This is a genomic window from Streptomyces sp. TOM-9, from assembly GCF_056858595.1.
In genome coordinates this window covers 681773-704741 of the sequence record NZ_JBXEQB010000001.1, presented here as the reverse complement: position 1 = coordinate 704741, position 22969 = coordinate 681773, and the positions used below count along the sequence as shown (strand labels likewise).

Genomic DNA, 22969 nt, shown 5'->3' with positions numbered 1-22969 from the left:
CCCCGCGGTCGGCGCCGCCGGTCAGCCCACGTTCCGGTCCCGCCCCGCGAGCAGGCCCGCGACCAGCTGGGCCACCATCAGGACGGCCATGAGGACCAGCGGGACCCGCCAGCCGCCGGTGTGCTCGTAGAGCGCGCCGACCAGGAACGGGACGGGGATCGACAGCAGGTAGCCGGCGCTCTGCGCGAAGGCGGAGAGCCGTACCACCGTCGCGCTGTTCCGGCCGCGCAACCCGATCATCGTCAGGGCCAGCGGGAACGAGCAGTTGGCGACGCCCAGCAGCACGGCCCACACCCACGGCGCGGCAGCCGGTGCCGCCCACAGCCCCGCGTACCCGGCCAGCCCGAACACCCCGAGCACGACCGCGATGCCGCTCTGCCGCCGCAGCCGCCCCGCGAGGGCCGAGAGCGCGAAGGACAGCGGCACGCCCAGCAGTGAAGTGACGGCGAACAGCAGGCCCGCGGTCCCGGCCGACAGCCCCGCGTCCCGGAACACCTGGGGCAGCCAGCCGATGACGACGTAGGCGGCACCCGCCTGCAGGCCGAAGTACGCGGCCAGCGCCCATGCCGTGGGGGAGCGGGTCATCCGCACCCCGGGTCCGGACCCGGCGCCGGGTGGCCCGGGTGCGGGCTGCGGCGCCCGGTCCGCGGTACGGACGCGCGCCAGCACGAGCCACGGGGGCACGGCGACGGCGGCGACCACGCCCCAGGCGCCCAGCCCCCACCGCCAGTCACCGCCGAAAGCCCCGGACAGCGGCACCGTGGCGGCCGCCGCGACCGAGGCACCCAGGTTGAGGGCCATGGAGTACAGGCCGGTCATACGGCCGACCTGGTCGGGGAAGCGCTGCTTGACCACCACCGGCAGCAGCACGTTGGCCACGGCGATCCCGGCGAGCGCGAAGGCGCTGAGCGCCAGGAACAGCACGGTGCCCCCGGCGAGGGGCCGCAGCACCAGCCCCACGGCGACCACGGCCGTGCCCGCCGCGACGACCGCCGAGGGCCCGTACCGGCGGGCGAGCCCGGGAGCGGCGAAGCCGACCAGGGCGAAGCAGAGCGCCGGCACGGAGGTGAGCAGCCCCGCGACGGCACCGCTCATCCCGAGGGCGGCGCGCGCTTCGGCCAGGACGGGCCCGAGGCTCGTGACGGCGGGGCGGAGGTTGAACGCCACCAGCAGCAGCGCCACCACCGCCAGGCCGCCGGTGCGGGCACCGGGCCGTGCCGGGTTCCGCCGTTCCGCGGACCGGCTCGGGACCCTCCGGCGTATAATCATGGGATGAGTCTACGTCCCGTGCCGCGTCCTTCCGGGCTCTTCGAGCAGGTCGTGTCCGGACTGCGCCGCCAGATCACCTCCGGGGCCTGGCCGGTGGGCTCGCGCATCCCGACCGAGCCGGAACTCGTCCGGCAACTGGGTGTGGCCCGCAACACCGTCCGCGAGGCCGTCCGTGCGCTCGCCCACAACGGGCTGCTGGACATACGCCACGGCTCGGGCACGTACGTCGCGGCGACCAGTGAGCTCGCCGGGGTGATGCAGCGCCGCTTCGAGGACGCCGGGCAGCGGGACGTGACGGAGGTGCGCGGCGCCTTGGAGTCGGCCGCGGCCGGCCTGGCCGCGACGCGCCGCACGGAGGACGACCTTGCCCGCCTCGGCACGCTGCTGGACCGGCGGGAACGCGCCTGGGCCTCGGGCGACCGGGACGCCTTCGTGGACGCGGACAGCGCCTTCCATCTCGCGGTGGTGGCCGCCTCGCACAACGAGGTGCTGGCCGAGCTCTACGCGGACCTGGGCCAGGTCGTCAGGGACTCGCTGAAGGAGCACTTCGGCGCCCCCGCGCTGCGCCCGGAGGACTACATGGACCACGCGCGTCTGCTGGACGCCGTCCGCGCCGGCGACGCGGCCGCGGCGGCCGGTGAGGCCGCCTCCCACACCTCGGGCTGCCGCCGGTTCGGCGGCTGAGCCCGCCGGGTCTGCGGCCCGTCAGGCCGGCAACGCGCCCGTCCGGGTGGCTTCCTCCCTGAGCCGCGCGGCGGTCCGGGTGACGTCGTAGCCGGGTCCGACGCCGTCGACGAGGATGACCTCGCCGTCGAGATGGCGGGTGCGGAGCGGAAGGATCTCCTGGTAGGCCTTCGACCCGTACCAGGCCCGCGCCCGGTCCATGTCCGGGAACTCGATCAGGACGATCGTCCCGGGCCACCGCCCCTCGACGACCTCCACGGTCGCGCCGTGGACGATGAAGCGGCCGCCGAAGGGGTCCAGGGTGTCCTGGATGCGCTCCATGTAGGTGAAGACCTCCTCGTGGGGCTGCCCGGGACGAAGGTGGCCGACGGCGTAGGCGGTCATGGCTGCTCCCTTGGGTCGTGGCGCGTGGTGTCCGGTGTCCGTCCTGCCGGACGTCCTTGATCCTGCCGGGCCCGTGCGGGCCGGTCGATGACGCCGGAGGTAATGAGGGGCGTGCGAGCTTCATCACATTCGGGTCATATCGGCACGGTTCGGGCGCGGCTGCGAAGTCCGATGCGGGAACGCCCCCAGGAGGCTGTCCGCGACCGGAGTGGCGGTCGGCCCCCCGGGTGGCGGCAACGCCTTGCAGCGGTCGCCTCCGCCTGGCCGACCGGCTGACAACGACGCGTCACGCCACGAGAGTTGAGGCATCGGGCGCGCCAAGACGGTGGCGCGGAACGGCGTCACGCCACGGCCGCGCGACAGCCCCCGGGGGCTTCCCCGTGAACCGTCCGGCCACCCGGGGGTGTGGCCGCGAAGGGCCCGCCGCGGCCCTCGTCGCCCCGGCCGGACGTAGCCGACGTCACATCCCGTCCTGCCCAACCGTCCGCCCACACTGGGCAGTCAGCCCGGCCGGCAGCAACCCGATGGACGGAGTGACATGGGTCATACCCGAATACCCCGGCGCGCCATGGCCGCCGCGGTCCTCGCAGGCGTGGCGGTCCCCGTGGCGGCAGGAGCCGCGACGGCGGAGGCCGCCGCAGCGACGCCCCAGGTGAGCTGCAGCTCGGCGGCGCCCGGACTGGCCGCGAAACTGCAGCGGGACATCACGTCGGCGCTGGAGGGCGGCACCGCCCGCACGGCCGTGTCCGTGCACGACCGCGCGACCGGCACGTCGTGCACGCTCCGCGCGGACCAGCACTTCGACTCCGCCAGCACGGTCAAGGTCACCGTCCTGGCGACCCTGCTGCGGGACGTGCGGCAGCACCACCGCCACCTCACCTCCCGTGAGGCCGGGCTCGCCACCGCCATGATCACGAAGTCGGACAACGACGCCACGACCGCGCTGTGGAAGCAGCTCGGCGTCGCCAAGGTCAGCGACTTCCTGTCCGCCGCCGGGATGACCCACACCGTGCCGGACGGCGCCGGGGCCTGGGGTCTCACCCAGATCACCGCCGGGGACGAGCAGAAGCTGATGGACCTGCTCACGGCGCCGAACGCCGTGCTAGGCGACAACGCGCGCGCCTACGCCCTCAAGCTGATGAACGAGGTCGTCCCCTCCCAGCGCTGGGGCACCCCCGCGGGCGCCCCGGACTCCGCGGTCGTCCACGTCAAGAACGGCTGGCTCTCCCGTGCCACCCACGGTTGGCGGGTGCACAGCCTGGGCGCCTTCACCGGCGGCGGGCACGACTACAGCATCACCGTCCTCACCGACGACGACGCGACGATGGCCTCCGGCATCGCCACCGTCGAGGGCGTCTCCCGCGCGATCCACCAGGACCTCGACGCGGCCTAGGTGTATTGACCCGCCGCGTGCCCCCCTCCACGGCGGCGCTGGACTGATTGTCCAGTCTGGACGTACAGTCCAGCCATGGAGAAGGCGCGACTCGACGAGAACGACCCCCGGGTGCGGCAGTGGGCCCCGGTCTGCCAGGCCGTGGCCCTGCTGCTGAGCCCGTACGCCGAGGTGGTCCTGCACGACGTGGCCGACGACCGCGTGCTGGGCATCTGGAACCCCATGTCGCGGCGTACCCCCGGCGACCCCTCGCTGCTGGGCGAGCTGGAGCGGCTGGACCCGTCGGCGCACGACGTGTACGGCCCGTACGAGAAGCTGCTCGCCGACGGGCGCCGGCTCTCGTCCGTCAGCGCGGTCCTGCGGGACGGCGACGGCCGGCCCTCCGCGGTCCTGTGCGTCAACCTCGACCGGACCCCGCTGGAGCAGGCGGCCTCGGTGCTCTCCGCCTTCGCCGCGCCCACCGTGCCGCACCCCGAGCCGCTCTTCGAGCAGGACTGGACCGAGCACGTGCAGCGGACCGTCGGCACCTACACCCGGGACCGGGGCTGCCCGGTGGACCGCCTCGGCCGCGAGGACCGCCTCGCGATCCTCGAGGAGCTCGACCGGGCCGGGGTGTTCACGATGCGCCGCGCCGTGCCCGTCGTGGCCGGCGCCCTGCAGGCGTCCCGCTCCACCGTCTACGCCCTGCTCGCCGACCTCAAAGCACAGAGGAAGCACCCGTGAGCCGACTTCCCGACTTCCGGCTGGAAACGTACTTCTCCCGCTGGGAGTTCACGGTCCGTCATCATCTGACCGCCTCGGACGCGCAGACCATGACCCTCCCCGAACTGCTGGAACTCGCCGAAGCCGAGGACCGGCACGCCTGGGAGACGCTCTCCCTCGGCTACACCCGGACCTTCGGCGACCCCGGGCTGCGCGAGGCGATCGCCGGAACGTACGAACGGGCGGGCGCCGACGACGTGATCTGCTTCGCAGGCGCGGAGGAGGCGCTCTACCTCGCGATGGAGGTGCTCCTCGGCCCCGGCGACCACGCCGTCGTCGTCACCCCCAACTACCAGGCCGCGGAGACCGTGCCGCTCTCCCTGTGCGAGGTGACGGGCGTGCCGCTCGACCCCGGGCGGGACTGGGCCCTGGACGTGGACCGGGTGGCCGCGGCGCTCCGCCCCACCACCCGCGTCGTGTCCGTGAACTTCCCCAACAACCCGACCGGCAAGGTCATCGACACCGCCGACTTCACGCGCCTGGCCGAACTCTGCGACGAACGCGGCATCCACCTGTTCAGCGACGAGGTCTACCGCGGCCTCGAACGCGACCCGGCCCGCACCCTGCCCCAGGCCGCCGACCTGTCGGAACGGGCGCTGTCGCTGAACGTCACGTCCAAGTCGCTCGGCCTGCCCGGGCTGCGGATCGGCTGGATCGCCTGCCGGGACCGGGAGTTGCGCTCGCGCCTGGAGCGGGCCAAGCACTACACCACGATCTGCAACGCGGCGCCCAGCGAGGTGCTCGCCCGGATCGCCCTCAAGGCCCGCGACCGGATCCTGGACCGCAACCGCGCGCTGATCGCCGCCAACCTCCCGCTCTTCGACGCCTTCTTCGCCGAGTTCGACGACCTGTTCAGCTGGCGAGCCCCGGACGGCGGTTGCGTAGCCTACCCCCGCTACCTCGGCGCCGACGGCGTGGAACGCTTCTGCACCGATCTCGTCGAGCAGGCGGGGGTCCTGCTGCTGCCCGCGAGCATCTACCGCTCCGAGCTCACCGAGACGCCCGCCGACCGCTTCCGCGTCGGCGTCGGGCGCCGCGACCCGGCCCCCGGACTCGACGCCCTCGCCGGCTGGCTGCGAGCACGCCGATGACCGTCCCCGTCCTGGGCCCCGAGGAGATCGAGGCCGCCGCGCGGCCCGCGCTGGTGCTGGACGCGGTCCGTGCCGCGCTGATCGCCCACGCGGCCGGCCGCACCACCGTGCCGCCGCCCACCCATCTGACGTTCCCCGCCGCGGACGGCGACTGCCACGTGAAGACGGGCTGGATCGACGGGTCCGACGACTTCACCGTGAAGATCGCCTCCGGCTTCTACCGCAACCCGGAGCGCGGCGAACCCGTCAACCACGGCCTGGTCTGCGTCATCAGCGCCCACACCGGCCGGGTCCGCGCCGTCCTCGACGACGGCGGACGCCTCACGGCCTGGCGCACGGCAGCCGCCGGCGCCCTCGCCGGCCACGCCCTGGCCCGCCCCGAAGCCCGCAGCGTGGGGGTGTTCGGCACCGGCGAGCAGGCCCGGCTGCAGGTACGGTGGCTGGCGATGCTGCGCCCCGTCGGCCGGGTCCTCGTCCACGGCCGCGACGCGCGCCGGGCGGCCGCCCTCTGCGAGCACCTGGCCGCCCACGGGCTGAGCGCCGGCCCCGCCTCCGCCGCGGAGGCCGCGGGCGCCGACATCGTCGTCACCGCCACGCCCGCCACCTCCCCGGTGCTGGACGCCGACGCGGTCCGCCCCGGCGCGCACGTCACGGCCGTCGGCGCGGACATGCCGCACAAGAACGAGCTGCCGCCCGCGCTCTTCGCCCGTGCCGGCGTCATCGCCACGGACGACCACGAGCAGTGCCTCCACCACGGCGACCTCGCGCACGCCGTCCGCGCGGGCGCGGTCCCGCACGACGCCGACGTCCCCCTCGGGGCCCTGCTCCGCACCCCTCAAGGCCGCGGGGACCGCACGGACGCCACCGTGACGATCGCCGACCTCACGGGCGTCGGGGCCCTCGACGCCGCCGTCGCCGCGGCGGTGGTCCGGGAGCTCCTCGGCTGACGCCCTGTCGGAGGACCGCTTCCCCGGGGCGGGGGTCAGGCCGAGGCGCCGCGACGCGGGGCGACGAACAGGCTCTGCACGCTGCGGCCGATGGGGCCCTGTTCGTCGTGGAGGGCGGCCTCGGCCATGCCGACGCCGTACGGGTCGACGGTGGTGCGGGCATCGAGGCAGACCCACTCGCCGGCGGGGTGGCGGTGGAGGTGGACGGTGAGGTCGGGGTTGACGAAGAGGTGCTCGGAGAAGTCCAGCACATTGCTCACGCCGTTGCCGGAGTCCGCCGCGACCAGGACACGGTCCAGGGGAGCGGTCTTCTCGCCCGCGACGAGCGGGACGCGCATCCGCAGCCAGCAGGTGGCGGGGCCGCGGTCGAGGAAGGAACCCGCGGCGAAGCGGGTCTCCATGGCCGTGTGGTAGCCGGTGTCCCAGGGCACGGGGAAGAACGGCTCGGGGCGGGCCTGCGCCGGTCCGGGAACGGCGGGTTCCGGGGCGGCGGCGCCGGGATCCGTGGCGGGGCCCGCGGCGGGGACGGTGCCGGGCGCGGTGCGGATGCGCAGGGCCCGCGCCCGCATGATCTGAGCGCCCCCGTCGGGCGACAGGGAGGCCTCGACCAGTTCCACACTGCGCCCCTCGCGCAGCACGCGGGTGGTCACGGTGAGCGGGGCGAGCGGCACCGGGCTGTGGATCTCGAAGGTGATCCGGACCAGGCGCATGTCCTCGCGGGCGCCCGGGCGCGTCTGCACCGCGCGGCCGAGCAGGGCCGCAGGCGGTCCGGCGTGCTGGCTCGCGGCGTCCCAGGGGCCGCGTGTGTACCCGGTCGGGACGAAGCGCTCGTCCGCCACCCGCTCGAAGAAGGCCTCGACATCACTGTGGTCCGGCATGCTCACCGCTGCTCTCCCGCCCGCTGACGACGGAATAGAGGCTACTGGTGGGTAAGTCCGGTGTCACGGCACGGTTGGGAGGGGAGGCTTCGCGGGTGTGCTTTCAGGCGGCGGCCGGCGACAGTTCGAACCACGTCGTCTTGCCGGTTGCCGTCCGGTCGGTGCCCCAGGCGTCGCTGAGCAGGTCCAGGATCTCCATGCCGCGCCCGCCCTCCGCATCGGTGTCGGTGACGCGCCGGACCGCGGCCCGGGAGCTGATGTCCTCGACCTCGCACCGCAGGTACCCCTCCGTGACGCGCAGGTTCATCCGCACCGGACCGCGTGCGTGCCGCAGGGCGTTGGTGACCAGTTCGCTGACCAGGAGTTCCGCCGTATCCGCGAGGTCGCCAAGGCCCCATGTATGCACCTGCGCCGTGGCCAGCCTGCGGGCGCGGCCCACCGAGGCCAGCTCGTGGTCCAGCGGCCAGGAGGCGTCCCGGGCGGAGGCGCGTCCGGCCGGAGCGTGCAGGGGGCGCACGGGCTCCAGGGTGCGTGACCACAGCCTGAGCTGCCGGGCGAGCCAGGACGCGGAGGTGCGGGTCCCGTCTGTGCCGATGGCCTGGGCGGCGGCCATGGTGATCATTCCCTTCCGCTGTCGGGAGTGAGGCGCGAGAGTTTTTCCTGTAGCACCCGCTACATCTATCAAATATACATGTAGCGGGTGCTACGGTAAATAGGCTGGCAAAAGCGATCAATACGGACTTCGGGAGAGTGTCATGCCGCGACGGGCCGATGCCGACAAGCGGCGGGAACTCCTCGACCGTGTGCGGGAGTACGTGGTCGCGCACGGCCTGGCGGATCTGTCCCTGCGGCCGATGGCCAAGGCGCTGGGCACCAGCGACCGGATGCTCCTCTACTACTTCGGCAGCAAGGAACGCCTGGTCGCCGAGGCACTCGCCCTGGACGCGAGCCGGCCGATCCTGCGCTTCCGCGAGGTCCTCGCGGTGGCCGGCACGCCCCGGGACGCGGAGGGGATGCGACGCCTGGCGGAGGCGCTGTGGCGGGAGGTCCGCAGCCCCGAGCGCCTTGCGCTGTTGCCCCTGTACTTCGAGATGATGGCCGCCGCCATGCTGAGACCCGAGCGCCATGGCCCCCACATGTACGGACTGGTCACCGAGTGGACCGAGCTCATCGCCCCTGTCTTCGAGGGCCTGGGCATGGCAGGGGAGCGTGCGCGCATCGAGGCATCCCTCCTGGTGGACGCCGTCTTCGGGCTCCTGCTCGCATTCCTCGCGGACGGTGAGGAGGAGCGTGTGGACCCCACGTTCCGCACGCTCCTCGACCGCCTCGAAGCCGGTTGGCGTACCCCTGACCGTGCCCCGGGGGCCGCCGTCGTCCCGTGACCCCGGGCCGGGCCGGGGTCACGCCCCGGCCAGTACCTCCTCCGCCGCCTTCAGCGCCGTCTCACGGTCGGCCGGGACGAGGCCCACGCGGGTGCGCCGGTCGAGGAGGTCGCCGGTGTCGAGCGCCCCCTCGTGGCGTACGGCCCACACCAGCTCCGCGCGCGTGACCGGGTGACCGGGCGCGACCGGCTCCCGCAGCGCGGGATCGGCGGCCCCGAGGGCGTGCACGGCGGGGGCCTCGGTGCCGTAGCGCTGCACCAGGCGGCGCGGGGCCCGCAGGCCGGTGAGCACGTGCGGCGCCGCGGCGCCCACGAGCGGCAGCGACGTGGTGCGGCAGGGAGCGGCGCCGAGCCCGCGGGCCGTGACGGCCGCGTCGACCGCGTCCTGGGCCATCCGGCGGTAGGTCGTGAGCTTGCCGCCGACGACGGTCACCACGCCCTCGGCGGAGGTGAGCACCGCGTGCTTGCGCGAGATGTCGGCGGTACGGCCCGAGCCGTCGGCGGAGGTGTCGAGCAGCGGGCGCAGCCCGGCGAACGCCCCCACCACGTCGTCGCGGTGGACGGGGACGTCGAGCGCCGTGCCGAGCACGTCGAGCAGGAAGCCGATGTCCGTCTCGGGCACCTCCGGCACGTCGGGGACGGTGCCGTCGACCGGCTCGTCGGTGAGCCCCACGTACACCCGGCCGTCGCCCTGCGGCAGGACGAGTACGAACCGGTTGGACTCCCCGGGGATCGGTATGTGCAGGCCCGCGGGCAGGCCGCCGAGGCCGCCGAGGCCGCCGAGGCCGTCGGAGCGCAGGACCAGGTGCGTGCCCCGGGACGGACGCAGCCGTACGCCGTCGACCAGGCCGCCCGCCCACACGCCGGAGGCGTTGACCACCGCGCGGGCCCGGATCGTCTGCTCCTCGCCGGTCAGCTCGTCGCGTACGACGGCGCCCGAGCCGCTGAGCGAGACCGCGCGCACCCGTGTCAGGATCCGCGCCCCGTGCGCCGCGGCGGTCCGGGCGATCGCGGTCACCAGGCGGGCGTCGTCGGCAAGTTGGCCGTCCCAGGACAGCAGGCCGCCGCGCAGCCCCGCGGTGCGCAGGGCGGGGGCGAGGTGCCGGGTCTCCACCGCGGAGAGCCTGCGCGGCGCCGGGAGCGTGGCCCGCGCCGTCCGCGCCGACAGGCGCAGCGCGTCGCCGGCCCGGAAACCGGACCAGGCCAGTGCGGCCTGCCCGCGCGAGACCAGCGGGGTCAGCGGCAGCACGAAGGGCTGGGCGCGGACGAGGTGGGGGGCGGTGCGCTCCATCAGCACGCCGCGCTCCACCGCGCTCTCGTATGCGACGTCCAACTGGCCGGAAGCCAGGTAGCGCAGGCCGCCGTGGATCAGCTTGGAGCTCCACCGGGAGGTGCCGAAGGCCAGGTCGTGGGCGTCGATTGCGGCGACCGACAGCCCGCGGGACGCCGCGTCGAGGGCCGCGCCCGCGCCGGTGGCGCCGAGGCCGACGACCAGGACGTCCACCTGCTCGCCGGCGGCCAGTTCCGCCAGCTCGCGGGCGCGCCGCGCGGCGCTGAGCGAGGACGCGGGGGAGGGGGCCGGGCTGCTCACGGGACTCATGGGGCTCATGGGGCGAGGGTCCTCTCCAGGATGTCCCGCAGCTCCCCGAGGAAGGCCGCGGAGGTCAGGTCGGGGTCGTCCTCGTCGGTCATGGTGCGCAACGAGAGCGTGAACGACTGGACGACCAGCAGCACGGAACGGGCCTGCCGGGTGACGTGGCCGGCGCGGACCGAGCCGTCGGCGTGGCCCTCCTCCAGGGCGGCGGCGATCCGTTCCAGCAGTGCGTCCTGGCTGGCGCCGCGGCGGTCCAGCACATAGGGGAGGAGCAGTTCGGGGTCGACGTCGAGGATCTTGACGAACAGCGGGTGACGGCGGAAGGCACGCACTCCCGCCACCAGCCCCTCGACCATGTACGTCCGGATGCTGGTGCCCTCGTGCCGCTCGGGCATCGCGTCCACCGCGACCGAGACCCACTCACGGGTCATCAGGTCGCCGACGAGCGTGCGCACGTCGGGCCACCGCCGGTAGAGCGTCATGCGGGACACGCCGGCCCGGCGGGCCACGTCGGTCAGGGTCGTGCGGCGGACGCCGACGGCCAGGACGCAGTCGCGGACCGCGTCGAGCACCGGATCGCTGTCCGAGGTGTTGTGACGAATAGGCGCCATGTGTCACAGTGTAACGCCCTGTGGGGGACGCAGGAGACGGCACCCCCAGAAACGACCGGTGAGGACGAGCCCGTGGACATGTTGTGGAGCGGCTGGGGCGACCCGGCCAAAGCGGCCCCGCTGCCCGACACCGTGATCGGCCTGCTGCGCGATCTGCTGGGCGTCAAACCCCGCGGCGCGGAACCCGCCGCCCTGCAGGACATCGCCGTACCCGGGTCCCCCCTCACCGACGAGGCCCGGCAGGACCTCGCCGACTGCGTGGGCGACCCGGTCCACGTGCGCACGGACGCCGAGACCCGGATCCGCCACACGCGCGGCAAGTCCACCCCCGACCTGCTGCGCATCCGCGGCGGCGACGTCGACGACACCCCGGCGGCCGTCGTGCTGCCCGCCGGCCACGACGAGGTCCTGGCCGTCCTCGCCGTCTGCGCCGAACACGGCCTCGCCGTCGTCCCCTTCGGCGGCGGCACCTCCGTCGTCGGAGGCCTCGCCCCGCAGGGGCGGCGCCCCTTCGTCGCCCTGGACCTGCGCCGCATGAACCGTCTGCTGTCGCTGGACCCCGTCTCGCGGACCGCGATCCTGCAGCCGGGGCTGCGCGCCCCCGAGGCCGAGGCGCTCCTGGCCGAACAGGGCTTCACCCTGGGCCACTTCCCCCAGTCCTACGAGTGGGCCACCATCGGCGGATTCGCCGCCGCCCGCTCCAGCGGCCAGGCCTCCGCGGGCTACGGCCGCTTCGACGAGATGGTGCTGGGTCTGACCGTCGCCACCCCGCAGGGCACCCTCGACGCCGGCCGGGCCCCCCGCTCCGCGGCCGGCCCCGACCTGCGCCAGCTGATCCTCGGCTCCGAGGGCGCGCTGGGCGTCATCACCTCCGTGACGGTGCGGATCCGCCCGCTTCCCCAGGTCAAGGTCTACGAGGGCTGGCGCTTCGCCTCCTTCGCCGAGGGCGCCGCGGCCCTGCGCCGGCTCGCCCAGGACGGCCCCCGCCCCACGGTGCTGCGCCTGTCCGACGAGACCGAGACGATGGTCGGCCTCGCCCAGCCCGACGCGATCGGCTCGGACGGGGCCGCGTCCGCGGGCTGCACGGCGATCGCCGGTTACGAGGGCACAGCGGAGGACACCGCCCTGCGCCGGGAGCAGGCCGCGGCCGTACTGCGCGAGTGCGGCGGCGCGTACCTGGGCGAGGAGCCCGGCGAGCGCTGGGCCCACGGCCGGTACTCCGCCCCCTACCTGCGGGACTCGCTGCTCGACGCGGGCGCCTTCGCCGAGACCCTGGAGACCGCCACCTTCTGGTCCCGGATCCCCGAGCTGTACGAATCCGTGCGCGAGGCGCTCACCGCGACGCTGGCCGCGGCCGGCACCCCGCCGCTGGTGATGTGCCACATCTCCCACGTCTACGAGAACGGCGCCTCGCTCTACTTCACCGTCGTCTCGGCGCAGGGTGAGGACCCCGTGGCGCACTGGGCCCCCGCCAAGGAGGCCGCCAACGAGGCCGTCCTCGCCGCGGGCGGCACCATCACCCACCACCACGGCGTGGGCACCGACCACCGCGACTGGTACGTCCGCGAAGCGGGTCCGCTCGGCATCGAGGCCCTGCGCGCCGTCAAGGACGCGCTCGACCCCGACGGGCTCCTCAACCCCGGCATCCTGCTCCCCACCCGCTGACCCCGCCCCGCTGTCCCGCTGTCCCGCCGTCCCGCCGATCCGCCGTCCCCGGAGGCACACCCATGCGACAGTTCACGGCCGTCGTCAACCCCACCGCCGGGGGCTCCACCGGGGCGGCAGCCCTCCTCCCACTGGCGAAGCTGCTGCGGGAGGCGGGCGCGGAGCTGGAGACCGTATACAGCGACAGCCTCCGGCACGCCCAGGACCTGGCGCGCCGGGCCGGCGAGTGCGGCCGCGTCGTCCTCGCCGTCGGCGGCGACGGCATCGTGGGCGGCATCGGCGGCGCCCTCAGCGGGACCGGCACCGTCCTCGGCCTCGTCCCCGCAGGCCGGGGCAACGACTTCGCACGCGCCCTCGGCCTGCCCTCCGGGCCCGCCGAACTCGCCCGGATCCTGCTCCGCGACGAGCCGCGCGCCGTCGACACCATCGAGGTCGAGTCGGCGGTCCACGACCGGACCGTCGTCCTCGGCAGCGTCTACGCAGGCGTCGACGCGGTCGCCAACCACCACGCCAACACCGCCCGGCTGCTGCGCGGCCCGGCCTCCTACTACGCCGGCGGGCTGCGCGCGGTCGCCGGCTGGCGCGCCGCCGCCTACCACGTCACCGTCGACGGCGTCGTCCACGAACGCCGCGGCTACACCGTCGTGGCCGCCAACTCCGGCTACTACGGCTCCGGCCGGGCCATCGCGCCCGGTGCCCGGGTCGACGACGGGCTGCTCGACGTCGTCATGATCCACGACGCACCGCGCCGGCTCTTCTTCACGCTGATGAACGAGCTCAAGACCGGTGCGCACGTGGAGCGCCCCGAGGTCGAGATCGTGCGCGGCAAGGAGATCCGCATCGAGGCCGACCGCGCGGTCCCGTACGGCGCGGACGGCGAGGTGGAGGCCGCCCTCCCGGTCACCGCGCGGATCCGCCCGGGAGCACTCCGGGTGCTGTGCTGATCCCCGCCGTGGGTAGGCTCGCCCGGTGCCCGAAGACGCCTACCTCGCCGCGGTCCGGGAGTCGTACGACACCGTCGCCGCCGACTACGCCGCACGGGTCAGCACCCCGGACGGACTCGACCCGCTCTCCCGCGCCATGCTGGCCGCCTTCGCCGAGACCGTCCGCACGGCCGGCCGGGGCCCGCTGGCGGACCTGGGGTGTGGCCCCGGTTACGTGACGGCGCACCTCGCCGGGCTGGGGGTGCCCGCGTACGGGGTCGACCTGTCGCCGCGCATGGTCGAGCTGGCCCGGCGGGCCCACCCGCACCTGCGCTTCACCGTGGGGTCCATGACCGCGCTCGACATCGGCGACGGCGAACTGGGCGGCGTCCTCGCCTACTACTCCACCCACCACACGCCGCCCGAACTGCTGCCCGTCGTCTTCGCCGAGTTCCGCCGCGTCCTGGCACCCGGTGGCCACCTGATGCTCGCCGGCTGGGTGGGCGAGGACGAGCACCTGCGCCCGGAGCACGCGTACGGCGGCCACCCGGTCTCGTACGGGCTCCACATGCTGCCCGCCCCGCGGATCGCCGCTCTGATCGAGGAGGCCGGTCTCACCGTCACGGCGCGCCTGGTGCAGGAGCCCGGCGCGGGCGCGAAGCGCGCCGTCGCCACGTTCCTCGCGGAGAAACCCGAACGCCCCTGACGGCCGGGCCCGTTCCTGATCGAACCAGTCGACCGGAGTGGTTGACCTCGAACTGCTCGCCGGCGACGTCGAACACCGCCTCATCCTGCCAGAGCCCGCGCGGCGGGCTTGAACCGGCCGTAACGGGAGGTCATAGCGTTGTCGGCGTGATCGGGAACGACGACGACCGGCGTCTGTGGAGCATCGGCGAGGTGGCCCGCGCCACCGGCACGACCATCCGCACGCTGCGCCACTACGACGAGATCGGCCTGCTCGGGGCGAGTGCACGCACCGCCGCCGGACACCGCCGCTACACCGAGCGGGACGTGCGCCGGCTCTACCGGGTGCGGGCACTGCGCGCGCTCGGGCTGCCGCTGGACGAGATCCAGCGCGTCCTCGCGGACAGCGGGGAGGACCTGGGGTCGATGCGCGACCTGCTGACCGCCCAGCTGTCCGCGCTGGAGGCGCACGCCGGGCGGATCCGGCAGCTCACCGCGCAGCTCCGCGGGCTCCTCGGGCGGATCGAGGAGACGTCGATGCCCGATCCCGAACGGTTCATGACGACCTTGGAGTTGATGTCCGTGTTCGAGACCCACTTCACCGCCGGGCAGCGGGAGCAACTGGCCGCGCGACGGGCCGAGATCGGCCCGGAGGGCGTCGAGACCGCGAGGACCGAGTGGACCGGGCTCGTGGAGGCGCTGCTGTCGCACGTCGAGGCGGGCACCCCCGCCGACGACCCGGAGGTCAGGGCCCTGGTCGGCCGCTGGGACGCCGTGGGGAGCGGCTTCCACGCCGCGGGGGAGGACGGCGAGGCGACCAGGGCCGCCGCGCGGAAGCTGTGGGACGAGCGCGGGGAGGAACTCGCGCGGAACCTGCCGTGGCCCCCGGACCGGATGCGGGCCCTGCTGCGGTACGTGGAGGAGGTCCGCGAGGCCGACTAGGCTGGAACGTCGGCCGGTTGGGGGAGGGAGACCGATGGACGGGATGACGCGAGGGCCGGGCGGACCGCTCTCACGCGGTCCGGGCGGGGCGGCCGGAGCGCCGCGGGGACGGCTGCACCGGCCCGGTGATCTCAGCGTCTCCCCGGGTCCCGACCGGCACCACTACTGGGCCCTGCTGCCCGAATACGTCCGCGCGCGCATGACGCACGGCACGGGCACCGTCCTTGAGTGGTGGGCGCACGCGGCGGCCGGCGGCGGGGTCCAGGCCGTGGTGCTCGGCACCGACGGCCTCGGCGTGGCAGAACCCGCCGACGGCCCGGGTTCCTCGGTGCGCACCCTCCGGCTCGACCCGGACTCCTTCGTCACCCGGCCCTTCCGGAGCGGCCCGGCGACTCCCACGGCACGCGCCGCAGGTCTGGGGGCCGCCGCCTCGCTGCTCTCAGGACGGGCGGCGCCCACGCACTCCCCCGCGGCAGCCGACGCCGAGGGCGCCCAGGGCGCCGAACCCGAGCTCACCCGGGAGGCCCGGGACTTCCTCGGCAACCTGCCCCCGGGCGCCCAGCGCTTCCTCCAGCAGCCCTTCCTCGGCGCCGACCGGCACGTCACCACCCGGTGGTACTTCTACGAGCAGCCCGTGGCCGGGGGCCTGTCGGAGATGTCCGTCTGGTGCCACCTGGAGGGCCGGCGCACGGTGACCTTCCTCTCCGGGACCCGCCGGCTGCCGCAGGGCGCCGCTCCTGCACAGGCCACGTGGTCCGTCGTGTGCCGCCGTGCGGCCGTGCTGCACCCGGCGGGCCCCTGAGGCCTCCCGTGCGTCGGCGTTTCCGGGTGGCCGCGGTGACGCCGTAGCATCCGCTGGAGAGGGACGAACGCCGGAAGGGACGCGATGGGCCTGGACGAATCCGTGGCAGCCCGTGCCGAGGACGTGGCGCTCACCCGGGCCGCGCAGGCGGGTGACGTCACGGCGCTCGGTCTGCTCCTGGAGCGTCACCGGGCCGGCATGCGCGCCGTCGCCCTGAGCGTCCTGGGCCCGGGGCCCGACGTGGACGACGTGCTGCAGGACGCCTCGCTGACGGCGCTGCGCCGCGTGGGCGACGTCCGCGATCCCGCCGCGGTGGGGCCGTGGCTGCGGATGATCGTCCGCAACAACGCCCGCTCCCTGCTGCGCGGCACGGTCCCCACCAGCCCGGTCGACGACCTCGTCCTGCGCGCGGCGGACTCCGGCCCCGAGCGGTGGCTGGAGTCCGCCGCGCTGCGGGACTGGATCTGGGAGGCCATCGAGCAGCTCTCCCCGACGCTGCGGCTGCCGCTCGTACTGCGCCACTTCACCACTGGCGTCAGCTCGTACGAGCAGATCGCCTCGGCCTGCGGGCTTCCCGTCGGCACCGTCCGCAGCCGGCTCAGCCAGGCCCGGGCCAAGCTCGCCCAGGCACTCGCCGACACCGCGGACGGCGCCCACGACGACAGCGTCCGGCGCACCAGGGCCAGCAGGACCGAGGCCCACGAGACCCTGGCCGCGGCCGAACGCGGCCACTTCGCCGGCTTCCTGCGGGAACGCTGGTCACCCGAGGTCGGCCTGTTCAGCGGGAGGGAGCGGGTGGGGGGCAGGGGCCTGCTGATCCGCGGCATGGACTCCGACCTGACCGCCGGGGTCCGCCAGCGCCTCGTGCACGCCGTCGCCGGGCGCTCGCTGACCGTCTGGGAGATGGACATCGTCAACCCGCCGGACAACCCCGGGCACTGCCCGCCCGCCGTCGCCTGGCTGATGACCCACGACGCCGCGGGCCGGGTCGACGGCCTGCGGCTCCACCACCCCCGCCCCGTGCCCATACCGGGCGCCGCGGCCGCGTGAGCCGGGGCGGGGTGGCCGCGCCTCAGCTGTGGAAGCGGATGTAGCCGTCGCCGTCCGCGTCGGAGCCGCGCTTGGTGTACGCGTGGACGTCGGAGCGGCTGCCGGAGGGCTTGTAGAGGTAGATCGTGTCGCCGTCGTTGTTCCACATGAAGTTGCAATTGGCGCGGTAGGCCACGTTGTTCTTGTCGGAGTCCGTGCCGTGGCCGCCGCGGAGCTTCACGTAGTCGCCGGGCTGGAGGTAGTGGTTCGCGGTGAAGGCGAAGCGGTTGCCCGTGGCGTCCTTGACGACGTAGCCCTTGAGGTTGACCGTCGCCGAGGCCGAGTAGTTCCTGATCGTCAGGTACTCCGCGCGGGTGTTGCCGGAGGAGCAGTTGTTGGAGTCCCGTCCGGGCGCGTCGTACTGCGCCCCGCGGATCTTGAGGGCGGAGCTGTACTCGGCGGCGTGTGCCTGGACCGGTATGAGGACGGCGGTCGCACAGGCCGCGGCGAACGCGGCCACGCCGATACGGACGTGCTTGGTCATGGGAATCCCCCCTGTTGGGACGGGGCCGCGCGCGGGTCACGTGCGCGGAGCGTCGGAACTGCGCCCTTCGTGGAAGGTGAGTTCCGGGACCCTCCGCCCCACCGGGAGCGCGGACCATGCGCGCCGAGCCGCCCGCCTGTGCCGGGTTTCCGGCCCCCCGTCGGCGTCTTGCGAGGTATCAAAGCATTCCAGGCGAACCGGAGCCGGGCTTTCCGCGACTTGGCGTCCGAAGCGAAGCAACCGGTCGACAACGGGCGTATTCCTTCGGATAGTCGCGGGTGCCGGGGTCGTGCATCGCCGCGGCGCGGGGCTGCCAGGATGTGCGCATGAACGAGAACGATCACGGGCGGGACGAACTGCTGGCGGCCGCGGTGGGGCTGCGCGAGCGCGGGGAGGCGGAGGCGGCGAGGGAGCGGCTGGTCGCCCTCGCGGAGCGGTTCCCGGGGGACGCGGAGGTGGCCTACCAGGCGGCGTGGGCGCACGACGTACTGGGCCTGGAGGCGGAGGCGGTGCCTTTCTACGAGCAGGCCCTGCGCGGCACGGGGCTGTCGGAGGACGACCGGCGCGGCGCGCTGCTGGGCCTGGGCAGCACCTACCGGATCCTCGGGCGGTACGACGAGGCCGTCCGCCTGCTGCGCGTGGCCCTCATCGACTTCCCTCACGACGGCGCGCTGCGGACCTTCCTGGCGATGGCCCTGTACAACACCGGCGGACACCGCGAGGCCATGCGGCTCCTGCTGACGCTGCTGGCGGACAGCAGCTCCGACCCGGACATCGCACGCTACCGGCAGGCCGTCGCCTACTACGCCGAGGATCTCGACGCCACCTTGTGAACCCTGGGCGGGCGGGGCTCCCGCGCGCCACACGCCGGAACGGACGCCCGCCACCGGCACGCCGTTGAAGGCCTCCGTCGACGTGGGGTGGTGACGCCGTGCCGCAGGCCAACTCGGCGCCCGGCAGCGGAATCAGCGCAGTAGGCGGCGATGATGCCGGTCATAGCATCCGCCGATGGGCGCTACGGAATCGCCGGTGTCCTCCCCGTGCTCTTCCAGGCGGTCACGACGTGCCTCGATGCGCGACGTGATCATCCGGAATTCGGCACGGCGCACAGAGCGCTCGGAAGAGAACAGGGTTGGAACATGACTTCAGCACACCTGGGCGGCGACGTCGCCCTCGTGACCGGGGCGACCAGCGGGATCGGCGCCGCGACCGCGGTGACGCTCGCCGGGCGGGGCGCGCACGTACTGGTCTCCGGCCGCGACGGCGGACGAGGTGAGGCAGTGGTCGCCGCGATCAGGGGGCGCGGCGGGAAGGCCGACTTCGTCGCGGGCGACCTGGGGGACGCCCGGTCGGCCCGGGCGCTCGCCCGCGAGGCGGTGGCGCTCGGCGGGGGCAGGGTCGACATCCTGGTGAACAACGCGGGCGTCTACCCGTTCGGGCCGACCGAGCGGACACCGGAGAGCGACGTCGACACCGTCTACGCCCTCAACGTCAAGGCGCCGTTCTACCTGGTCGCCGAGCTCGCGCCCGCGATGGCCGGGCGCGGCCGCGGCGCGATCGTCAACGTCAGCACCATGGTCGCCGACTACGGCGCCGCGGGCATGGCGCTGTACGGGTCCAGCAAGGCGGCCCTGAACCTGCTCACCAAGTCGTGGGCGGCCGAGTACGGACCGCGCGGGGTCCGGGTGAACGCGGTGGAGCCGGGGCCGACCCGGACCGAGGGCACCTCCGGGATGGGGGAGGACCTCGCGGCGCTCGCCTCCCAGGCGCCGGCCGGGCGGCCCGCCGCACCGGAGGAGATCGCCGAGGCCATCGCCTATCTGGCCAGTGACGCGGCGAGCTTCGTGCACGGCGTGGTGCTGCCCGTGGACGGCGGGCGCACGGCGGTCTGACCTCCGTCGGCGGCGTCGCCGCACCCCTGAGGGCCGTGCCCCCGCGCGCGGCCCTCAGGCCCCCGCGGGCTGCTCGAACGCGGCGATCAGCCGTCCCAGGTCGCGCCGCCGGGAGGTGGCCGGCCACACCGCCCACGTCCGCCGGATCAGCGGATGGCCCACCAGGGGCGACCAGGCGACGTTCTCCGGGATCGGCTGCGCCCAGTCCGGCGGCGCCAGCGCGAAGGCGTGGCCCGCGCTGACGGCGGCGAGCTTCACCTCGGCGATCAGCTTCTGCCCCTCGGGGGCGTCGGGGCCCAGGTCGAGACCGTGACTGCGCAGGATCGCCGTCAGCTCGTCGTACCAGGCGGGGCTGCCGGAACGCGGGAAGCCCACCCACGGCAGGCCCGCGAGGGCCTCCAGCGCGATGCCGTCCGGGCCGGCCAGCTCCGTGACCTGTTCGGCGGCGAGCAGGACGCCCAGCCGCTCGCGGACGACGAGCTGGGCGTCGAACCCGGGCCCGGCGGGCCGCTCCCGCAGCAGCGCCACGTCCAGCTCCCCGGCCTGCAGCGCGGCGAGCTGCTCCGCCGTGGACAGGTGCCGGGCCTGGACCAGGGTCTCCGGGAACTCCTCGGCCAGTTCCGCGAGCGGGGCGACGAGCAGTCCCGTCGGCAGTTCGAGCGGGATGCCGATCCGGAGCACCCCGCCGCCCACGCCCGTGTGCCGGGCCATCGCCCGCACCGCCTGGTCGTGCCGGGCGATCACGGCCCGCGCCTCCCCCAGGAGGGTCGCCCCCGCGTCCGTCGGCCGTACCCCGGTGCTGCTGCGCACGAGCAGCTTCACCCCGAGGTGCCGTTCCAGTCCGCCGATGGTCTGGGACAGGGCCGGCTGGCTCAGGTGCAGCCGGCGTGCCGCCGCCGACAGCGCCCCCTCCTCGACCACCGCGACGTACGCGCGCAGCTCCCGCATGTCCATGAGCCCATCGCACCATGCCGTCCGCGCCCCTGCCACGAACCGGCAGAAGCGCTGCTTATGGCGTCCTTCGGGGGCGCGCATGGGCACCCGCTTGGGATCGGGGGACGCGCGAGGTTGCCTGGGGAGAAGGGGGCGCAGGACCTCCCGGCCCTACGGAGCGAGCTCGTGAGGAGGAAGTCCATGGACACCGGCGACGTCCGACTGGCGGCGATGCACACGGTCTCGCGGCGCCTGGGCGCCATGGTCGGCGGCCTCACCGGCGAGGAACTGCTCCGGCCCTCGTTCGCCGAAGGCTGGAGCATCGCGCAGGTGCTGGTCCACCTGGGCACGGGGGCCGAGTTGTGCACCGCGGCCGTGCACCGCGCTCTCACCGGGGACCCCACCAGGCCCTCCCGGGAGGACATCACCGACGTGTACGAGCGGTGGATCCCCTTGAGGCCGGTCGCGCAGCGCGACGCGTGGCAGGAGGCGGAATCCGACTTGCTGCGGCTGCTGGACTCCCTCGACGCCGGGGTGCGCGCGTCGGTGACGGTGCCGTACTTCACCGGCCCGGTCGGCTTCACGGACTTCACCGGCTACTGGCTGTCCGAGCAGTCCGTGCACACCTGGGACGTGGAGGTGGGTCTGGACGAGGCCGCCGCCATCCCGGCCCCCGAGGTGGCGCTGCTGTGGGACCGGGTCGACATGGTCGCCTCGCGCAGCCGTGACGGGGACACCCTCACCCGGCTCGGCCCGCGCCAGATCGCGGTGGAACTCACCGACCCCGTGCGCACCCTGTGCCTGGCCCTCGGCTCCGAGCTGCACATCCTCCCCTGTGAGGGGGCCGAACCCGCGGGCGCGGTGTCCGGACCGTCCGAGGCCGTGCTCCGCCTCGTCTACGGCCGCAACCGCCCCCGGGACGCCGTGACCGCGCGCGACGGCGTCACCCTGGACGACCTGCGCGCGCTCTTCCCCGGCTACTGACCGCTCCGCGGCGTGCCCGGGGCCGGATCACCTCAGAGGGCGACCAGGCCTGCCGCTGTGGGCCTGAACCCGCAGGCGTCGAGGTAGAACGACCGCAGGTCGTCCTCGAAGTCGACGTGCAGCCATGCGCACGCGGCCGCACGGGCCTGCCGGCCCGCCTCGGCCACCAGTCCGGCGCCGATCCCCGAGCGGCGGGAGTGTGCCGCGACCACCGTGTCCAGGATGAACGCGTGGAGGCCGCCGTCCCAGGCGACGTTCACGAAGCCGACGAGGTCGCCGTCGTGCCGTGCGCAGACCCATCCGAGGCTGTGGCGGCGGACGCGGGACAGCCAGTCGACATCCGGGCTCCGATCGCCTGAACCCTCCGAATGGAGGGCGTTGAGGGCCGCGTTGTCGAAGTCGCCCCGCCACTCGTAGGAGATCGCCACGGCGCGAGCCTAGGCCCTGCCGTACCGCCCTGCGCGGAGACCTCAGTCACGGATGTCCTGCAGCAGCCAGGCGGTGGGTATCTCGTGGCCGAGCCCGCGTTCGCGGGCGCGTTCGTAGACGACGGACGCGACGGCGTGGAACTGCGCGCCCTGGATGTTGCCGCGCTCGGAGAACGTCACCTGCGCGTCGTCGTCCCGGGCGTGGGCCCGGCCCGTGAGGACGTCGTCGAGGAGCACCACGCGGGGACCGCGCGGCGGCCGGCGGGAGCCCTTCCCGTGGGAGTGGAGTTCCCAGACCGGGGCGCCGGGGCGGGCCCGGTAGGCCACGTACTCCTCCTCGGTGGCCCAGGCGGGGAGGTCGTCGGGGACGGTGGCGGTGCCGAGCCGCAGCCAGACGTCGAAGCGTTCGCGGGCCCGTGCGTCGAGGCGGCCGCCGATGCAGGTGACGTGGGTGCCGGGGCGCAGTGCGCGGCCGTGGACGACCTCCCCGACCGCGTCGGTGCAGCCGGCGACGATGTCCGCGCCCTCGTACACCGCCCCGGGGCCGTCGACGGCGACGACGTCCAGGCCGTACCGCTCGCGCATCTCGGCGGCGAAGCGCTCGCGGTGGGCCCGGGTCGGGCTGTACACCTGGACGCGCTCCAGGGGGCGCACGGTGAGGAAGGCCTCGACGTGGCTGCGCGCCATGCCGCCCGAGCCGAACAGGCCCAGGACGCGGGCGTCCGCGCGGGCGGCGAAACGGGCGCCGACGGCCGAGTCGGCGCCCACCCGGAGGTGCTGCAGGAGGCCGTCGTTGAGCAGGGCGAGCGGCTCGCCGGTGCGCGCGTCGAGGAGCAGCACCAGACCGCAGAAGCGCCCCGGGCGCACGCAGTACTTCTCCTGGGTGCGGCGGTCGCCGGTGCCGGTCTCCAGCAGCACGTCGGACTTCATGCGGATGGCGACGTAGCCGGTGCGGGCGGAACCGCCCTCCATCGTGCCCCACTGGTAGACCCGGCGGTCGTCCACCGGCAGGCGGAGGTCGATCCGGGGCCGGCACACGCCGTCGCCGGTGGCCAGGTCCCGGTAGGAGTCCTCCAGCGCGCGGACGACGTCGGGCATGGTCAGCACGGCGGCGGTCACCTGGTTGTCGAGGACGAGCATGATCCTCCG

25 protein-coding genes are annotated in these 22969 nt (G+C 74.5%); 15 read left to right on the top strand and 10 right to left on the bottom strand.

Going from position 1 to position 22969, the window contains the following annotated elements:
* Nucleotides 1–21: 21 nt before the first annotated feature.
* The gene (locus AC1VWI_RS03255; RefSeq protein ID WP_499509372.1) at nucleotides 22–1269 is read right to left on the bottom strand and encodes an MFS transporter; all 1248 of its coding nucleotides are present in this window, start codon (nucleotides 1267–1269) and stop codon (nucleotides 22–24) included.
* Nucleotides 1270–1272: 3 nt separating this feature from the next.
* On the opposite strand from AC1VWI_RS03255, the gene AC1VWI_RS03250 reads away from it, so the two are divergent.
* Nucleotides 1273–1953 carry a FadR/GntR family transcriptional regulator gene (locus AC1VWI_RS03250; RefSeq protein ID WP_499509371.1) on the top strand — a complete coding sequence of 227 codons (681 nt, stop codon included), beginning with the start codon at nucleotides 1273–1275 and terminating at the stop codon, nucleotides 1951–1953.
* 21 nt (nucleotides 1954–1974) lie between these two features.
* Here AC1VWI_RS03250 and AC1VWI_RS03245 read toward each other — a convergent pair whose 3' ends face one another.
* Nucleotides 1975–2337 carry a DUF1330 domain-containing protein gene (locus tag AC1VWI_RS03245; RefSeq protein ID WP_499509370.1) on the bottom strand — a complete coding sequence of 121 codons (363 nt, stop codon included), beginning with the start codon at nucleotides 2335–2337 and terminating at the stop codon, nucleotides 1975–1977.
* Nucleotides 2338–2875: 538 nt separating this feature from the next.
* Between AC1VWI_RS03245 and AC1VWI_RS03240 the strand changes: the two genes are divergently transcribed.
* The 4 genes from AC1VWI_RS03240 to AC1VWI_RS03225 all read left to right on the top strand — a co-directional run bounded on the left by AC1VWI_RS03240 (nucleotide 2876) and on the right by AC1VWI_RS03225 (nucleotide 6530).
* A complete protein-coding gene (locus AC1VWI_RS03240; RefSeq protein ID WP_499509369.1) occupies nucleotides 2876–3730 on the top strand; it encodes a serine hydrolase in 855 nt (284 codons plus the stop codon).
* A gap of 75 nt (nucleotides 3731–3805) precedes the next feature.
* The gene (locus tag AC1VWI_RS03235; RefSeq protein WP_499509368.1) at nucleotides 3806–4453 is read left to right on the top strand and encodes a helix-turn-helix transcriptional regulator; all 648 of its coding nucleotides are present in this window, start codon (nucleotides 3806–3808) and stop codon (nucleotides 4451–4453) included.
* The gene (locus AC1VWI_RS03230; protein WP_499509367.1) at nucleotides 4450–5583 is read left to right on the top strand and encodes an aminotransferase class I/II-fold pyridoxal phosphate-dependent enzyme; all 1134 of its coding nucleotides are present in this window, start codon (nucleotides 4450–4452) and stop codon (nucleotides 5581–5583) included. Before AC1VWI_RS03235 ends, AC1VWI_RS03230 begins: the two co-directional genes overlap by 4 nt.
* Nucleotides 5580–6530, top strand: coding sequence for an ornithine cyclodeaminase family protein (locus AC1VWI_RS03225; protein ID WP_499509366.1), 951 nt, complete (start codon nucleotides 5580–5582; stop codon nucleotides 6528–6530). The genes AC1VWI_RS03230 and AC1VWI_RS03225 overlap by 4 nt, the downstream gene beginning before the upstream one ends.
* Before the next feature lie 35 nt (nucleotides 6531–6565).
* Here AC1VWI_RS03225 and AC1VWI_RS03220 read toward each other — a convergent pair whose 3' ends face one another.
* Nucleotides 6566–7408, bottom strand: coding sequence for a thioesterase family protein (locus tag AC1VWI_RS03220; protein ID WP_499516705.1), 843 nt, complete (start codon nucleotides 7406–7408; stop codon nucleotides 6566–6568).
* A 103-nt stretch (nucleotides 7409–7511) separates the two neighbouring features.
* Nucleotides 7512–8030, bottom strand: a complete 519-nt coding sequence (locus AC1VWI_RS03215; RefSeq protein WP_499509365.1) for an ATP-binding protein — start codon at nucleotides 8028–8030, stop codon at nucleotides 7512–7514.
* Nucleotides 8031–8163: 133 nt separating this feature from the next.
* On the opposite strand from AC1VWI_RS03215, the gene AC1VWI_RS03210 reads away from it, so the two are divergent.
* Nucleotides 8164–8790 (top strand): TetR family transcriptional regulator, encoded by a 627-nt coding sequence (locus tag AC1VWI_RS03210; RefSeq protein ID WP_499509364.1) that lies wholly within the window; start codon nucleotides 8164–8166, stop codon nucleotides 8788–8790.
* 18 nt (nucleotides 8791–8808) lie between these two features.
* Here AC1VWI_RS03210 and AC1VWI_RS03205 read toward each other — a convergent pair whose 3' ends face one another.
* Both AC1VWI_RS03205 and AC1VWI_RS03200 read right to left on the bottom strand, forming a co-directional pair.
* Nucleotides 8809–10389, bottom strand: a complete 1581-nt coding sequence (locus AC1VWI_RS03205) for a glycerol-3-phosphate dehydrogenase/oxidase (protein WP_499516704.1) — start codon at nucleotides 10387–10389, stop codon at nucleotides 8809–8811.
* Between the two features lie 5 nt (nucleotides 10390–10394).
* On the bottom strand, nucleotides 10395–10994 hold the full coding sequence (locus AC1VWI_RS03200; protein WP_499509363.1) for a TetR/AcrR family transcriptional regulator: 600 nt from the start codon (nucleotides 10992–10994) through the stop codon (nucleotides 10395–10397).
* 72 nt (nucleotides 10995–11066) lie between these two features.
* Here AC1VWI_RS03200 and AC1VWI_RS03195 point away from each other — a divergent pair, with 72 nt between their 5' ends.
* The 6 genes from AC1VWI_RS03195 to AC1VWI_RS03170 all read left to right on the top strand — a co-directional run bounded on the left by AC1VWI_RS03195 (nucleotide 11067) and on the right by AC1VWI_RS03170 (nucleotide 17060).
* The gene (locus AC1VWI_RS03195; protein WP_499509362.1) at nucleotides 11067–12659 is read left to right on the top strand and encodes an FAD-binding oxidoreductase; all 1593 of its coding nucleotides are present in this window, start codon (nucleotides 11067–11069) and stop codon (nucleotides 12657–12659) included.
* A 62-nt stretch (nucleotides 12660–12721) separates the two neighbouring features.
* On the top strand, nucleotides 12722–13603 hold the full coding sequence (locus AC1VWI_RS03190; RefSeq protein WP_499509361.1) for a diacylglycerol kinase family protein: 882 nt from the start codon (nucleotides 12722–12724) through the stop codon (nucleotides 13601–13603).
* A gap of 25 nt (nucleotides 13604–13628) precedes the next feature.
* Complete coding sequence (locus tag AC1VWI_RS03185) at nucleotides 13629–14288, top strand: class I SAM-dependent methyltransferase (RefSeq protein WP_499509360.1); 660 nt, start codon at nucleotides 13629–13631, stop codon at nucleotides 14286–14288.
* Between the two features lie 146 nt (nucleotides 14289–14434).
* The gene (locus tag AC1VWI_RS03180) at nucleotides 14435–15208 is read left to right on the top strand and encodes a MerR family transcriptional regulator (protein ID WP_499509359.1); all 774 of its coding nucleotides are present in this window, start codon (nucleotides 14435–14437) and stop codon (nucleotides 15206–15208) included.
* A 34-nt stretch (nucleotides 15209–15242) separates the two neighbouring features.
* Nucleotides 15243–16010, top strand: a complete 768-nt coding sequence (locus AC1VWI_RS03175; RefSeq protein WP_499509358.1) for a hypothetical protein — start codon at nucleotides 15243–15245, stop codon at nucleotides 16008–16010.
* An 84-nt stretch (nucleotides 16011–16094) separates the two neighbouring features.
* Nucleotides 16095–17060, top strand: coding sequence for an RNA polymerase sigma factor (locus tag AC1VWI_RS03170; protein ID WP_499509357.1), 966 nt, complete (start codon nucleotides 16095–16097; stop codon nucleotides 17058–17060).
* Between the two features lie 22 nt (nucleotides 17061–17082).
* Here AC1VWI_RS03170 and AC1VWI_RS03165 read toward each other — a convergent pair whose 3' ends face one another.
* Nucleotides 17083–17583, bottom strand: coding sequence for a lamin tail domain-containing protein (locus AC1VWI_RS03165; protein WP_499509356.1), 501 nt, complete (start codon nucleotides 17581–17583; stop codon nucleotides 17083–17085).
* Between the two features lie 326 nt (nucleotides 17584–17909).
* Between AC1VWI_RS03165 and AC1VWI_RS03160 the strand changes: the two genes are divergently transcribed.
* Complete coding sequence (locus AC1VWI_RS03160; protein WP_499509355.1) at nucleotides 17910–18416, top strand: tetratricopeptide repeat protein; 507 nt, start codon at nucleotides 17910–17912, stop codon at nucleotides 18414–18416.
* A gap of 306 nt (nucleotides 18417–18722) precedes the next feature.
* A complete protein-coding gene (locus AC1VWI_RS03155; RefSeq protein ID WP_499509354.1) occupies nucleotides 18723–19475 on the top strand; it encodes an SDR family NAD(P)-dependent oxidoreductase in 753 nt (250 codons plus the stop codon).
* A gap of 54 nt (nucleotides 19476–19529) precedes the next feature.
* Here the strand turns inward: AC1VWI_RS03155 and AC1VWI_RS03150 are convergent, their stop codons facing one another.
* Nucleotides 19530–20429: a LysR family transcriptional regulator gene (locus AC1VWI_RS03150; RefSeq protein ID WP_499509353.1), complete on the bottom strand. Its 900-nt coding sequence runs from the start codon at nucleotides 20427–20429 to the stop codon at nucleotides 19530–19532.
* Between the two features lie 180 nt (nucleotides 20430–20609).
* Between AC1VWI_RS03150 and AC1VWI_RS03145 the strand changes: the two genes are divergently transcribed.
* Nucleotides 20610–21392 carry a maleylpyruvate isomerase N-terminal domain-containing protein gene (locus AC1VWI_RS03145; RefSeq protein WP_499509352.1) on the top strand — a complete coding sequence of 261 codons (783 nt, stop codon included), beginning with the start codon at nucleotides 20610–20612 and terminating at the stop codon, nucleotides 21390–21392.
* Nucleotides 21393–21424: 32 nt separating this feature from the next.
* On the opposite strand, the gene AC1VWI_RS03140 is transcribed toward AC1VWI_RS03145, so the two are convergent.
* Both AC1VWI_RS03140 and AC1VWI_RS03135 read right to left on the bottom strand, forming a co-directional pair.
* On the bottom strand, nucleotides 21425–21820 hold the full coding sequence (locus AC1VWI_RS03140; protein WP_499509351.1) for a GNAT family N-acetyltransferase: 396 nt from the start codon (nucleotides 21818–21820) through the stop codon (nucleotides 21425–21427).
* A gap of 42 nt (nucleotides 21821–21862) precedes the next feature.
* The gene (locus AC1VWI_RS03135; RefSeq protein WP_499509350.1) at nucleotides 21863–22960 is read right to left on the bottom strand and encodes a hypothetical protein; all 1098 of its coding nucleotides are present in this window, start codon (nucleotides 22958–22960) and stop codon (nucleotides 21863–21865) included.
* Between the last annotated feature and the right edge of the window lie 9 nt (nucleotides 22961–22969).

What these genes read in the sequence shown, in the direction of transcription:
- AC1VWI_RS03255 (WP_499509372.1), bottom strand. Translation starts at nt 1,269, where the DNA reads ATGATTATACGCCGGAGGGTCCCGAGCCGGTCCGCGGAACGGCGGAAC.
- AC1VWI_RS03250 (WP_499509371.1), top strand. Translation starts at nt 1,273, where the DNA reads ATGAGTCTACGTCCCGTGCCGCGTCCTTCCGGGCTCTTCGAGCAGGTC.
- AC1VWI_RS03245 (WP_499509370.1), bottom strand. Translation starts at nt 2,337, where the DNA reads ATGACCGCCTACGCCGTCGGCCACCTTCGTCCCGGGCAGCCCCACGAG.
- AC1VWI_RS03240 (WP_499509369.1), top strand. Translation starts at nt 2,876, where the DNA reads ATGGGTCATACCCGAATACCCCGGCGCGCCATGGCCGCCGCGGTCCTC.
- AC1VWI_RS03235 (WP_499509368.1), top strand. Translation starts at nt 3,806, where the DNA reads ATGGAGAAGGCGCGACTCGACGAGAACGACCCCCGGGTGCGGCAGTGG.
- AC1VWI_RS03225 (WP_499509366.1), top strand. Translation starts at nt 5,580, where the DNA reads ATGACCGTCCCCGTCCTGGGCCCCGAGGAGATCGAGGCCGCCGCGCGG.
- AC1VWI_RS03220 (WP_499516705.1), bottom strand. Translation starts at nt 7,408, where the DNA reads ATGCCGGACCACAGTGATGTCGAGGCCTTCTTCGAGCGGGTGGCGGAC.
- AC1VWI_RS03215 (WP_499509365.1), bottom strand. Translation starts at nt 8,030, where the DNA reads ATGATCACCATGGCCGCCGCCCAGGCCATCGGCACAGACGGGACCCGC.
- AC1VWI_RS03210 (WP_499509364.1), top strand. Translation starts at nt 8,164, where the DNA reads ATGCCGCGACGGGCCGATGCCGACAAGCGGCGGGAACTCCTCGACCGT.
- AC1VWI_RS03205 (WP_499516704.1), bottom strand. Translation starts at nt 10,389, where the DNA reads ATGAGTCCCGTGAGCAGCCCGGCCCCCTCCCCCGCGTCCTCGCTCAGC.
- AC1VWI_RS03200 (WP_499509363.1), bottom strand. Translation starts at nt 10,994, where the DNA reads ATGGCGCCTATTCGTCACAACACCTCGGACAGCGATCCGGTGCTCGAC.
- AC1VWI_RS03190 (WP_499509361.1), top strand. Translation starts at nt 12,722, where the DNA reads ATGCGACAGTTCACGGCCGTCGTCAACCCCACCGCCGGGGGCTCCACC.
- AC1VWI_RS03175 (WP_499509358.1), top strand. Translation starts at nt 15,243, where the DNA reads ATGGACGGGATGACGCGAGGGCCGGGCGGACCGCTCTCACGCGGTCCG.
- AC1VWI_RS03170 (WP_499509357.1), top strand. Translation starts at nt 16,095, where the DNA reads ATGGGCCTGGACGAATCCGTGGCAGCCCGTGCCGAGGACGTGGCGCTC.
- AC1VWI_RS03165 (WP_499509356.1), bottom strand. Translation starts at nt 17,583, where the DNA reads ATGACCAAGCACGTCCGTATCGGCGTGGCCGCGTTCGCCGCGGCCTGT.
- AC1VWI_RS03160 (WP_499509355.1), top strand. Translation starts at nt 17,910, where the DNA reads ATGAACGAGAACGATCACGGGCGGGACGAACTGCTGGCGGCCGCGGTG.
- AC1VWI_RS03155 (WP_499509354.1), top strand. Translation starts at nt 18,723, where the DNA reads ATGACTTCAGCACACCTGGGCGGCGACGTCGCCCTCGTGACCGGGGCG.
- AC1VWI_RS03150 (WP_499509353.1), bottom strand. Translation starts at nt 20,429, where the DNA reads ATGGACATGCGGGAGCTGCGCGCGTACGTCGCGGTGGTCGAGGAGGGG.
- AC1VWI_RS03145 (WP_499509352.1), top strand. Translation starts at nt 20,610, where the DNA reads ATGGACACCGGCGACGTCCGACTGGCGGCGATGCACACGGTCTCGCGG.
- AC1VWI_RS03135 (WP_499509350.1), bottom strand. Translation starts at nt 22,960, where the DNA reads ATGCTCGTCCTCGACAACCAGGTGACCGCCGCCGTGCTGACCATGCCC.